Raw genomic sequence first — 12,785 nt, forward strand, 5'->3', positions numbered from 1 at the left:
TTTAGAAGCTTGCCGCTAGACCAATAGAAGTACCTCGGACGTTCTGTCCAAACTGATACCGAAATACCAAGCGCACCCTACTAAACATGGGGTCTGAGGCGCTGCGATCAATTTCCACTCCCGTACCAACAGAGGAGAGTGAATCAAATCCAAGAGCACCGCGGAGCTGACCCAAAAACTCGGTATGCGCCACCTCAAAGACGGCTCGCAAAGGTCTCTCCAGTACTGTTAGTGGAGTAGGGTATCTGGCGCGAGCCCACAATCCTAAGCTCTGAGAGTCTGCAGAGCCTTGAACCGCAGCAGAGCTATCGAAGGTATTAATGGCGATATTGGTGTAGCGCAATTCGGCGTCGTATTCACGTTCAGGTTTGTAGTCCTCATAGTCCAGCATCAATGAACCACCAGCACCATACGCATTCATGCGCCCTTTGTTGAGAAACTGTAAATCTGCCCCAGTATTGTTTTGAATATAGCGACCCGCAATGGAGAGATCGCTCTCGACATGACCGAGCATGAAATTGGCAATTGGACGAATGCGTAAGTTATCAGTCAGCGGAAAGTCCCAGCCAATCCCGCCTGTGCCTGTAATGCCATTCCAATGAACGGGCACCGTGACACTGGTGCTGCCAATGCCATCGGTAAACGTCGGGTTATAGCGATTAACAGCAATTGTGCCTTCAAGATAGAGCGGGAAGTTGGCGCTAATGCGATCGCCTCCCCCAAGAGAAATCATTTGTAAATTTTGATTGTCTCCACCTTTGTCAGTGATAGACAGTGAACCAGTTGTGACGTCTGGGGTGAGTGAGTAACCCGTGATGGTCATGAAGGCGTCGGTACGCTTTTTAAGGTAGTTATTTGCCCCCGCAGAGAATTGGCCACTTTGCGCATAAATTTGCTGTGCTTGCATTGTTATTGCCAATGCAACTAAGACTTTAAAGAGGGTGGGAATGGTTTTCATAAACACGTTGCACCGAATCCTAAATCAATCACCCTCACTTGGGAAGTTAGCCCTAGGGCTAGGATCGCAGTTTTTCTTTCAGGGCAGCCATCTGTTCTTGGGTGGCTACTTCGCCAGCTAGGATTGCCGCATTTCTGGATTTGAAATCACCACTGCTCATTTGCTTGAGATGGGGGGTGATCACAATATCTGCACCCTTGAGTTCAAACTGATTAATACTTCGCTGCATGATCGATATGGTCTGCTGCAGGACGCCAAAGGTTCCGCTAGCATCTTGATGAACTGGCTCCGAAGAGATGTTGACTGCAATTACTATGGTTGCCCCCATCTGCCTTGCATAGCTGGCTGGAACTGGTGCAACTAAGCCACCATCGACATATTCTTTGCCGCTAATAACGGCTGGCTGAAATACTCCCGGAACGCTGCAGGAGGCGCGCACTGCCAAACCAGTGTTGCCAGAGCGAAATAGAACGCCTTTGCCGGATTGCAATTCAGTTGCCACAATGCCCAAGGGAATGCGCATTTGCTCGATCGATTTATTTTGCACTTCACGATTAACCATGTTTTGTAGGGCATCTCCTTTGATGAGGCCACCAAATCTTCCTGCAAAAGGAAGTCCCCAGTCGGCAATAGTGGCTTCATCGAGATTTAAGGCAAGTCGGTTCAGGTCATTGCCGGTAGCGCCAGATGCAAGTAATGCGGCGATAACACTACCAGCACTGCTACCCACCACGATATCGGGTCGAATACCTTGAGCCTCAAGTGCTTTGATGACACCTACGTGGGCAAAGCCTCTGGCTGCTCCTGCCCCCAAGGCTAGGCCAATAATGGGCTTGCGACTACTCATCAGGCTGCACCCAGTTAGGTTTGAACCTCCAATTAGGGCTCCCAAACCAAGACCTAAGCCCAGAAAGCGGCGTCTTGAGTCTGTCTCAGGGGATAAATCTAGGAATGGGGCTGTTTTTTCGTGCATGTGGCTATTGTATTGAGCCTCCCTTATAATGGCTAAACGGTGGGCGAAAAAGACTTCGTTTCAGCATGGGTAGCTCTCCCAAGTGGATTTTCGGAGATGAATTGCCCGTAGTAGCTAAATAGCGCCACCAAAACACCACCAACCCATTACTGAAATACATTTTTATAGCCTCATCAGGTCATAGCCTGATAGCCAGAATTTTATGGATGATCACAATAAACGCGTAATTGAAACAGCCCTCTTGTGCGCGCAAGAACCACTAACCGTTGCTGATCTGACGCGCTTATTTGCCGAAGACATTGCCGCTGGCGAAATTGATGATGCTCTATTAGAGCTTCAAAAAGCCTGGGAAGATAAAGGCATGGAGTTGGTGCACATTGCAACTGGCTGGCGTTTCCAAAGCCGTTTAGCGATGCGCGAGTATCTCGATCGTTTGACTCCAGAAAAGCCGCCAAAGTATTCTCGTGCAGTGATGGAAACCTTGGCGATTATTGCTTACCGTCAACCAGTGACTCGCGGTGAAATCGAAGAGATTCGTGGTGTTGCAGTGAGCAGCAATGTGATGAAGCAGTTGGAGGATCGCGGTTGGGTTGAGGTCATTGGCCATAAAGAGACTATTGGTCGCCCAGGTTTATACGCTACTACTAAACAATTTTTAGATGACCTGAGCCTCACGAATTTACAAAGCTTGCCGATGTTGGAAGATGCTGCGCCGATGGCTGCGGCAGAGCAATTAGGTCAAGCGGTAATGGAGTTTGATCCAAGTGCGACGGTTGAAACAGTTATTGAGTTGGACGAAAACGGCCAACCCATTATTCAACCGACGAACGAAGAATCTATCAACGAAGAAGTTGTTGCTGAGATTGCTGATGATGAAATCAGTGAAGAGACAAGTGAAGAAGCGGAAGAAGCAGAAGAAGCAGAAGAAGTTTCCCCAGAGTCTGAAGACAAACCAGACGAACAAAAATAATTATTAATGACAAGTCATAACGAAAACGATTCATCTCCGATTAAACCTAAATCGGATAATTCCCCCAGCTCTGAGTCTGCATCTAATCCTGCAGAGGGTAATAGGGGTGAGGGGCGCGAAGGCGGCCAGCGTCGCCCACGCCGCCAGGGCGCGGGTGCTAGCAAGCATCCTTTCAATAAGAAACGCCCATTCAATAAAGACCGGCCTCGTCGCGAGGGCGGTGAGTCTGGTGGTCAGCGCGAAGGTGGCAATAATGCATCCGCTAAGCTCGCACCAAATCCAGCTGAGAGCGAAGCTTTATTTGCTTCAGTAGTTTCTGGTGAGTTCGATGCAGCATTAGATGCGCCTGAAGTCCTTGAAGTTAAAAATCCTGATGGCCTAAATGAGAATGAGATTTCTCATCAGACTGGTGCAGAGCGCCGTGCACAACGTGTGCGTCATGACGAAGATGCAGATGCACCGACTGACGATGAGATGAGTAGCTTGCAATTTGCAAACATCGATGATTTGCCGCTCAGCTTGCGTGATGAAGTTTGGTCAGACCTAGATGGTTTAGACGACGACGCTGACGACGAAGATACCGTGAAGTTGCATAAGGTGTTGGCTGACGTCGGCATGGGTTCACGTCGCGATATGGAAGACTTGATTATTCAAGGGCGCGTATCCGTGAATGGCCTACCGGCTCACATTGGTCAACGTATTGGGCCGACTGATCAGGTGCGCATTAACGGCAAGCCAGTTCATCGCAAGATTCAGACTAAGCCACCGCGCGTGATCATGTATCACAAGCCTGCTGGAGAGATCGTGAGTCAATCCGATCCTGAAGGTCGTCCAACTGTATTTGATCGTTTGCCAAAGCCGCGTCAAGGACGTTGGATTGCGGTAGGGCGTTTGGACTTTAATACTGAAGGTCTTTTGTTGTTCACCACTTCTGGTGAGTTGGCTAATCGCTTGATGCATCCGCGTTACGGTGTTGAGCGTGAGTACGCTGTCCGTATTCTGGGCGATTTGAGTCAAGAAAACATGACTCAATTAAAGAGCGGCATTACTTTGGATGACGGCCAAGCGAAATTCTTGCGTCTTTCTATGGGTGGCGGGGAAGGTGCAAACCGTTGGTACCACGTTGCTTTGACTGAAGGTCGTAACCGTGAGGTGCGCCGCATGTTTGAAGCAGTCGGGCATGTTGTTTCTCGCTTGATTCGTACGCGTTACGGTATTTTCTTATTGCCTCCACGTTTGAGACGCGGTAAATGGGAGGAGATTGAAGCCGGCGGTATCTATAACCTGATGAAGTTTGCGGGCTTAAAAATGCCTCAGCCACAAGATAAGGGCCGCAATCCGAATGCACAAGGTCGCGATAGCCGTTCTCCTGCTAGCGAGGACTTTCAGCCTGACCCAATGCAAACCTCAGTTTCTTATTGGGGTTCGCGGGACGCTTTAACCCAGGCCAGTGGCCATGGTGCCCTAACCCATCAAAATAGGGGTGGTAAACCTGGTGGCGGTGGTTCGGGTGAAGGTCGAGGTCCTTTCCGGGGTCGTACTCAGGGCGGTCGTCCAGGCGCAGGTGGCCAGGGTGGCGGTCAGGGTGGCCAAGGTCAAAACCGCAATAAAGGTAAGAAAGTCCATCATGGACAGTCAGCTTTTGTGACGGCAAGCCCTCAAAGCCCAGGAAATGGCCCTAAACGGGGGGCACCAAAAGGGCGCAAACCCTTCAATAAAGGCCCTAGAAAACCAAGAAATCCAAGCGAAAGCTTCTGATTTCTATCGGTTTTCCTCTAAATCGGCTATAATTTTGGTCTTACAGCAGTTCGTTGCTGTTTTGAGTTGTTACCGACTGATGTTGCGATCAACGTAAGTCGGCCTGTTCTGAATTTCGAGAATATGGGCTTTGAAGCCCATTTTTTTTTGCCGTTTTGGATTGAAGGGTGTTCGTGAAAGATCAGCGGATTATTTCTGCAGAAGTAGAAAACCTAGGGTACACGCTAGTCGATATCGAGCGTGAAGCCGGAGGTTTGCTGCGCGTCACGATTGAGAACCCGGATTACGAGCGCTTGATTAATGTCCAGGATTGCGAAAAGGTAAGTCACCAGCTGAGCTACACCCTGCCGGTGGAAAACATTCCCTTTGAGCGTCTAGAGATCTCCTCTCCTGGTCTGGATCGCCCTGTGAAGTCAGCGGCTGATTACGAGCGCTTCTCTGGAATGGAAGTGGATTTGAAGTTGCGTGTTGCCGTTGGCGATCGCAAGAAGTTTCGTGGTGTGTTGCAAGGTTTGCTGAGCGGTGAGTTGGACTCGCCTGATGCGAAATTTGGTTTGTTGTTTGAAGGTGCTGATGGCACTGAATCTCAATTGGAGTTTTCTTTAGCCGAGGTCGATAAGACTCGGTTGGTCCCTGTTATTGATTTCAAAGGAAGAAAGTCATGAGCCGAGAAGTTCTCATGTTGGCAGACGCCTTAGCGCGTGAAAAGAACGTAGATCAAGCCATTGTGTTTGAGGCGCTAGAAATGGCGTTGGCATCAGCCACTAAGAAACGTTATCCGACAGAAGATGTGGATATTCGTGTATCGATTGATCGCGAGTCTGGTGAATACGAAACCTTCCGTCGCTGGTTGGTTGTTCCTGATGAAGCAGGTCTCCAAGAGCCGGATAAAGAAATCCTTCATTTTGAAGCACTCGAGCAATTTCCTGACATGGAAGTTGGCGAATTCATTGAAGAGCAAATCGAATCTTTAGCCTTTGGCCGTATCGGTGCACAAGCCGCCAAGCAAGTGATCTTGCAGCGTATTCGTGATGCTGAGCGTGAGCAGATTTTGAACGACTACCTTGAGCGTGGCGAAAAAGTCATGACCGGTACCGTCAAGCGTGCTGACAAGAACGGTTTGATTATTGAATCTGGCCGTGTCGAAGCATTGTTGCGCCGCGATCAAATGATTCCAAAAGAGAACCTCCGCTCTGGTGATCGTGTACGCGCTTACATTTTGAAAGTGGATCGTGAAGCACGTGGCCCACAGATCGAACTCTCACGTACTTGCCCTGATTTCTTGATCAAGTTGTTTGAGAACGAAGTTCCAGAGATGGAGCAAGGTTTATTAGAGATTAAAGGTGCAGCTCGTGACCCTGGTATCCGCGCAAAAATTGCCGTGATTACTTATGACAAGCGTATCGACCCAATCGGTACTTGCGTTGGCGTTCGTGGCACACGCGTTACTGCAGTTCGTAACGAAGTGGCTGGCGAAGCAGTGGACATCGTGTTGTGGTCTGAAGATCCAGCGCAGTTTGTGATTGGCGCTTTGGCTCCAGCTCAAGTGTCTTCTATCGTGGTTGATGAAGAGCGTCATGCCATGGATGTGGTGGTTGACGAAGAGAACTTGGCAATCGCGATTGGCCGTAGCGGACAGAACGTTCGTTTAGCTAGCGAGTTGACTGGTTGGCAAATCAACATCATGACTCCAGAAGAGTCCGCAGAGAAAACTGAAAAAGAAGCTGCTTCTGTACGTCAATTGTTCATGGACAAATTGGACGTTGACCAAGAAGTTGCTGACATCTTGATTGAAGAAGGCTTCAACACATTAGAAGAGGTTGCTTATGTACCCCTCTCTGAAATGTTAGAAATCGATTCTTTCGACGAAGACACAGTAAATGAATTGCGTACTCGTGCGCGTGACTCCCTCTTGACCATGGAATTGGCTAAAGAAGAGCGCGTTGGCGAAGTCTCACAAGATTTACGTTCCCTCGAGGGAATGACTACTGAGTTGATTGCCAAGCTTGCTGACAATCAAGTTCACACACGTGACGACTTAGCTGAACTGGCTGTTGATGAGCTAGTTGAGGCGACACAAATTGACGAAGAAACCGCGAAAACGCTCATCATGAAAGCGCGCGAACATTGGTTTACTTCATGAGAGGAAGTAGTACATGGCAACAACAGTAAAAGTACTCGCTAAAGAATTAAAACGTACCGCGCCTGACCTTCTGGAGCAATTGAAGGCGGCCGGTATTGAAAAAGGTTCTGAGGACGACAGCATTACCGAAAAGGACAAGACTGTCCTGCTTGAGCATTTGCAAAAAGAGCATGGCAGTGCGGATACAGGTAGTCGTAAAAAGATTACTTTAATCAAGCGCGAAAACTCCGAGATTCGTCAGGCAGACTCTGCTGGACGTACTCGTACCGTTCAGGTTGAGGTTCGTAAAAAGCGCGTACTAGTTAAAGCAGGAGACAAAGCTCCTGAAGAGACTCCAGCTCCAGCGGCTAAAGAAGTTGCTCCTGCAGCGCCTGCTAAACCAATTCTTTCTGCTGAAGAGTTAGAAAAACGCGCAGCTGAAGCGACTCGTCAAGCTGAGTTACTAGCTCGTCAAGAAGCGGAAATGAAAGCGGCAGAAGATGCTCGCCAAAAAGAAGCCGATGCTGTAGCTGCTGCAAGCGTAGTTGAGCCTGTTGTTGAGAAGGCAGCGAAGTCGGATGACGATGCTTCTGCTGCTAAAGCGGCTGCTGAAAAAGCTGCCGACAAAAAGGCGCAAGCAGATAAAGCTGCCAAAGATATCGCTGATGCTAATAAAGCACAGTTGGCTGATATTACAAAACGTCGTGCCGCTGCTGAAGCTGAAGCTTTAGCGATTCGCGACATGATGAGTGCGCCTGCACGTGTTCTCAAGGCGCCAAGTGAAATTGCTGCTGAAGAGGCTAAAAAAGGCACCCTTCATAAGCCTGCTAAGGCTGAAGGTGCTGACGATAAGAAAAAAGCAGTTGCTAAGGTTGGCGGCAAGACAATTAAGTCTGCAGAGACTTCATCTACTTGGCAAGAAGAGGGTGCCAAGAAACCTGGTGGCCTCAAGACTCGTGGCGACAGCTCTGGTGGTGTAGGCGGTTGGCGTTCAGGTGGCGGCAGAAGAAAGCAGCGTCAAATTGCAGAAGCCAACGTCGATACCAACTTCCAAGTTCCAACAGAACCAGTTGTTCGTGATGTTCATGTTCCTGAAACCATTACCGTTGCTGAGTTAGCTCACGCAATGGCTGTGAAGAGTGCAGAAGTGATTAAGCTCTTGATGGGTATGGGTCAGATGGTGACGATCAACCAGATCTTAGATCAAGATACTGCCATGATCATCGTAGAAGAAATGGGTCATACAGCCCATGCTGCTAAGTTGGATGATCCAGATTTAGATCTGGGTATTGCTGGTCACGATGCAGAATTATTGCCACGTCCACCAGTAGTTACGGTGATGGGTCACGTTGACCACGGTAAAACATCTTTGCTCGATAAGATTCGTGCGGCTAAGGTTGCTACTGGCGAAGCCGGTGGTATTACTCAGCATATCGGCGCTTATCACGTTGAAACTCCACGCGGCATGATTACCTTCCTCGATACTCCGGGTCACGAAGCCTTTACGGCAATGCGTGCTCGTGGTGCTAAGGCAACGGATATCGTGATCTTGGTTGTTGCGGCCGACGACGGTGTGATGCCACAAACGAAAGAAGCGATTGCTCACGCAGTAGCTGGTGGCGTTCCAATTGTTGTAGCAATTAATAAGATTGATAAACCAGAAGCTAACTTAGAGCGCGTTAAAACTGAGTTGGTTGCTGAGCAAGTCGTTCCAGAGGAGTACGGTGGCGATGTGCCATTCATTGGCGTTTCCGCTAAAACAGGTGATGGCATTGATGCCTTGCTTGAGAACGTACTCTTACAAGCAGAAATTTTGGAACTTAAGGCAGCGAAAGATGCTCCTGCGCAAGGTCTCGTTATTGAGGCGCGTTTGGATAAGGGTCGCGGTCCTGTTGCCACTATTTTGGTTCAGTCTGGCACGCTCAAACGTGGTGATATGTTGTTGGCGGGTTCAACTTACGGTCGTGTTCGTGCGATGTTGGATGAAAACGGCAAGCCATGTAACGAAGCTGGCCCATCTATCCCTGTAGAGATCCAAGGTTTATCCGAAGTTCCTGCAGCAGGTGAAGCAGTGCAAGTAGTTCCTGACGAGCGTAAAGCACGTGAGATCGCACTCTTCCGTCAAGGTAAGTTCCGCGATGTGAAGTTGGCTAAACAGCAAGCATTCAAGCTCGAAACCATGATGGAAAACATGGAAGAGGGTGCTATTGAAGCGAAGTTGTTGCCATTGATCATCAAGGCAGACGTACAAGGTTCTCAAGAAGCGCTGTCACAGTCATTACAAAAGCTATCTACTGCAGAAGTGAAGGTTCAAATCGTTCACGCAGCGGTGGGTGGTATTACTGAGACTGACGTTAACTTAGCAGTTGCTTCCAAGGCGGTCATTATTGGCTTTAACTCTCGTGCGGATGGTGCAGCACGTAAGTTGGCTGAGAACAATGGTGTGGATATTCGATATCACAACATTATTTATGACGCAGTTGATGAAGTGAAGGCAGCCTTAAGCGGTATGCTGACACCAGATAAGAAAGAAGAAATCACCGGCATGGTGGAGATTCGTCAAGTCTTCTTGGTATCTAAAGTTGGCGCGATTGCTGGTTGCTTGGTACTTGATGGTGTTGTTAAGCGCACCTCTAGTGTCCGCCTCTTGCGTGACAACGTCGTAATCTGGACTGGTGAATTAGATTCTCTCAAGCGCTTTAAAGATGATGCAAAAGAAGTTCGCGCCGGTGTTGAGTGTGGTCTGTCATTAAAAGGCTACAACGACATCAAAGAAGGCGATCAACTTGAAGCCTTTGAAGTTACTGAAGTCGCTAGAACACTTTAAGAGCTACCCAGTTAATGCATAAAACTAGTCCTCATCGTAACCAGCGTCTCGCCGATCAAATTCAGCGAGACCTGGCCGAGCTAATTCCTCGTGAATTGCGTAGCCCAAGCCTAGGTTTGATTACTTTGCAAAGTATTGAGCTCACGCCAGATTTGGCGCATGCAAAAGTGTTCTTTACGGTCTTGGGTGCTGAGCCTGAAGTGGCATTGAAGGCTTTGCAGGACAAGGCGGGCTACTTGCATTCTTTATTGTTCAAGCGTTTGCACATTCACACTGTGCCAACCTTGCATTTCCACTACGACAGTTCAGTTGAGCATGGCATTGAAATGTCTCGCTTAATTGATCAAGCGGTGGATAGCGATCGCAAAGACGAGAACGCGTAAATAGCTATGTCTGTACGTATCGATGGCGTTGTCTTGCTTGATAAACCTGCTGGCATGAGCTCGCAAGGTGCAGTCACTGCCGTGAAGCGCGCCTTCAATGCAGAAAAAGCAGGACACACTGGCACTTTAGATCCGATGGCAACTGGCTTACTCCCGATTTGTTTAGGTGAAGCAACGAAGTACTCCCAGGATTTATTAGAGGCCGATAAAACCTATATCGCTCAAGTGAAATTCGGTCAGCGTACTGACACTGGTGATGCTGAAGGTTTAGTTATCGAAGAGCTCCCATTACCTGTATTTGCTGACGAAGCCACTATCAAAGCTGCCTTAGATGCTTTATTACCAGCCTTTACCGGCCCGATTAGCCAAGTTCCACCAATGTATTCTGCGCTCAAGCGTGATGGCAAGCCTTTATACGAATATGCTCGTGCTGGTGTTGAGTTAGAGCGCGCTCCACGAGATATCACGATTCATGCAATTCGTTGGACCAATGTCAATTGGCCTGAAGCTACCTTGGAAGTAAGTTGCAGCAAAGGTACTTACATTCGCGTATTGGCAGAGGATATTGGTAAGGCATTAGGTTGTGGCGCCCATTTAGTTGGCCTGCGCCGCACTGAAGTAGGTCACCTCACTCTCGATCAGTCATTCACTATCGAATCCATTCAAAAGGGCTTACAAGATAGTTCAAGTTACATCTTGCCAGTCGACGCACTCTTGCAGACATTGCCACACTTAACTGTGGATGAGCAACAGGCAAAACGTTTGGAGATGGGTCAACGAGTCCCACTCAATTTACCTTCGATAGAGGCGCTAGTGCGTATCTATCGTGCAACTGCTGCTCCGCATAACTTTATTGGTACTGGAGATTGGCGCTCTGGGGTATTACATCCTAAGCGCTTGATCTCTTCAGCACATTAAACACATTTAACCCCTTTATTTATTAACCTTATTCTTAACTTCAGAAGCTTCACATGACTAAACGCGCACTTCGTAATATCGCCATCATCGCCCACGTTGACCACGGTAAAACTACTTTGGTTGACCAACTCTTGCGCCAATCAGGCACATTCCGCTCCAATGAAAAAATGACCGAACGCGTCATGGACTCAAACGACTTGGAAAAAGAGCGTGGCATTACTATTTTGTCCAAGAACTGTGCGGTGGAGTATGACGGCACACACATCAACATCGTAGACACACCGGGACACGCCGACTTCGGTGGCGAAGTAGAGCGTGTGCTCTCCATGGTTGACGGCGTTTTGCTCTTGGTTGACGCGGTTGAAGGCCCAATGCCACAGACTCGCTTCGTTACTAAAAAAGCGTTAGCTCTCGGTTTGAAGCCTATCGTTGTGATTAACAAGGTTGACCGTCCAGGTGCTCGTACAGACTATGTGATCAATGCCACTTTTGAATTGTTTGACAAACTAGGTGCTACTGAAGAGCAGTTGGATTTCCCAGTGGTATATGCATCTGGTTTGAACGGCTATGCTGGCTTGACTGATGATGTTCGCGAAGGCGACATGCGCCCATTGTTTGACACTGTGCTCAAGCATGTTCCAGTGCGTGATGACAATCCAGAAGGTCCTTTGCAATTGCAAATTACTTCGATTGAATACAGTACTTACGTCGGTAAGATCGGTGTAGGCCGTGTAAACCGCGGAACTGTGAAGCCGTTGATGGACGTAGTCTTTATGGATGGTCCTGATGGCGTTCAACGCAAAGGCCGTATTAACCAAGTATTGAAATTCCGTGGTTTAGAGCGCGAGTTGGTTGATGAAGCTCAAGCGGGCGACATCGTATTGGTAAACGGTATTGAAGATTTAGCAATCGGAACAACGATCTGCGCGCCAGATACTCCTGAAGCATTGCCAATGCTGAAGATTGATGAACCTACTTTGACCATGAACTTTATGGTGAACACCAGCCCATTGGCTGGTCGTGAAGGTAAGTTTGTTACTAGCCGTCAGATTCGTGAGCGTTTAGACCGCGAATTGAAATCCAATATGGCTTTGCGTGTAAAAGAAACTGACGATGACACTGTATTTGAAGTGTCAGGTCGTGGTGAATTGCACCTCACCATCTTGGTAGAAACAATGCGTCGTGAAGGTTACGAGTTGGCAGTTTCTCGTCCACGTGTTGTATTCCACGAAGTCGATGGCGTGAAGATGGAGCCGTACGAGAACTTAACAGTTGACGTAGAAGATACAACTCAAGGCGCTGTCATGGAAGACCTGGGTAAGCGTAAAGGTGAATTGCTGGACATGGTGAGTGACGGTAAAGGTCGCACACGTCTTGAGTACCGTATTCCTGCGCGTGGTTTGATCGGCTTCCAAGGCGATTTCATGACCATGACTCGCGGTAACGGTTTGATGAGCCACACATTTGACTCTTATGCACCTGCAAAAGACGGCATCTTGGGTGAGCGTCATAACGGCGTATTGATCAGTCAAGATGATGGCGAAGCAGTTGCTTATGCTTTGTGGAAATTGCAAGACCGTGGTCGTATGTTCGTGAGCCCTGGCGATCCTTTGTATGAAGGTATGGTTATCGGTATTCATAGCCGTGACAATGACTTGGTTGTTAACCCAATTAAGGGTAAGCAATTAACCAACGTTCGCGCATCTGGTACTGACGAAGCAGTGCGCTTGGTAACGCCAATCGCAATGAACCTTGAGTACGCTGTTGAATTTATCGATGATGATGAATTGGTAGAAGTAACGCCGAAGAGTATTCGTATTCGTAAGCGCTACCTCAAGGAGCATGAGCGTAAAAAAGCATCACGCGACTAAGCTAC

10 protein-coding genes are annotated in these 12,785 nt (G+C 48.4%); 8 read left to right on the forward strand and 2 right to left on the reverse strand.

The genetic code is table 11. The annotated features are described in order from the left end of the window. Position 1 precedes the first annotated feature (1 nt). Together ICN11_RS03845 and ICN11_RS03850 are read right to left on the reverse strand one after the other, a co-directional pair. Complete coding sequence (locus tag ICN11_RS03845; protein ID WP_255533147.1) at positions 2-958, reverse strand: hypothetical protein; 957 nt, start codon at positions 956-958, stop codon at positions 2-4. 58 nt (positions 959-1,016) lie between these two features. After that, on the reverse strand, positions 1,017-1,931 hold the full coding sequence (locus tag ICN11_RS03850) for a patatin-like phospholipase family protein (RefSeq protein ID WP_216229242.1): 915 nt from the start codon (positions 1,929-1,931) through the stop codon (positions 1,017-1,019). 202 nt (positions 1,932-2,133) lie between these two features. Here ICN11_RS03850 and scpB point away from each other — a divergent pair, with 202 nt between their 5' ends. The 8 genes from scpB to typA all read left to right on the forward strand — a co-directional run bounded on the left by scpB (position 2,134) and on the right by typA (position 12,780). Further along, positions 2,134-2,901 carry an SMC-Scp complex subunit ScpB gene (scpB, locus tag ICN11_RS03855; RefSeq protein WP_216229243.1) on the forward strand — a complete coding sequence of 256 codons (768 nt, stop codon included), beginning with the start codon at positions 2,134-2,136 and terminating at the stop codon, positions 2,899-2,901. Between the two features lie 6 nt (positions 2,902-2,907). Next, positions 2,908-4,659 (forward strand): 23S rRNA pseudouridine(2605) synthase RluB, encoded by a 1,752-nt coding sequence (gene rluB / locus ICN11_RS03860; RefSeq protein WP_216229244.1) that lies wholly within the window; start codon positions 2,908-2,910, stop codon positions 4,657-4,659. A 173-nt stretch (positions 4,660-4,832) separates the two neighbouring features. Beyond that, the gene (gene rimP / locus ICN11_RS03865; protein WP_215303141.1) at positions 4,833-5,324 is read left to right on the forward strand and encodes a ribosome maturation factor RimP; all 492 of its coding nucleotides are present in this window, start codon (positions 4,833-4,835) and stop codon (positions 5,322-5,324) included. Continuing rightward, the gene (gene nusA, locus ICN11_RS03870) at positions 5,321-6,802 is read left to right on the forward strand and encodes a transcription termination factor NusA (protein WP_216135813.1); all 1,482 of its coding nucleotides are present in this window, start codon (positions 5,321-5,323) and stop codon (positions 6,800-6,802) included. Before rimP ends, nusA begins: the two co-directional genes overlap by 4 nt. A 13-nt stretch (positions 6,803-6,815) precedes the next feature. Further along, positions 6,816-9,608 carry a translation initiation factor IF-2 gene (gene infB / locus ICN11_RS03875; protein WP_216229245.1) on the forward strand — a complete coding sequence of 931 codons (2,793 nt, stop codon included), beginning with the start codon at positions 6,816-6,818 and terminating at the stop codon, positions 9,606-9,608. Positions 9,609-9,622: 14 nt separating this feature from the next. After that, positions 9,623-9,991, forward strand: coding sequence for a 30S ribosome-binding factor RbfA (gene rbfA, locus ICN11_RS03880; protein ID WP_015420788.1), 369 nt, complete (start codon positions 9,623-9,625; stop codon positions 9,989-9,991). 6 nt (positions 9,992-9,997) lie between these two features. Then, the gene (gene truB, locus ICN11_RS03885; RefSeq protein ID WP_216229246.1) at positions 9,998-10,909 is read left to right on the forward strand and encodes a tRNA pseudouridine(55) synthase TruB; all 912 of its coding nucleotides are present in this window, start codon (positions 9,998-10,000) and stop codon (positions 10,907-10,909) included. Positions 10,910-10,962: 53 nt separating this feature from the next. Next, complete coding sequence (typA, locus tag ICN11_RS03890) at positions 10,963-12,780, forward strand: translational GTPase TypA (protein ID WP_216135803.1); 1,818 nt, start codon at positions 10,963-10,965, stop codon at positions 12,778-12,780. The last annotated feature ends 5 nt before the right edge of the window (positions 12,781-12,785 follow it).

The organism is Polynucleobacter sp. 78F-HAINBA (genome assembly GCF_018882325.1).
GTDB lineage: Bacteria > Pseudomonadota > Gammaproteobacteria > Burkholderiales > Burkholderiaceae > Polynucleobacter.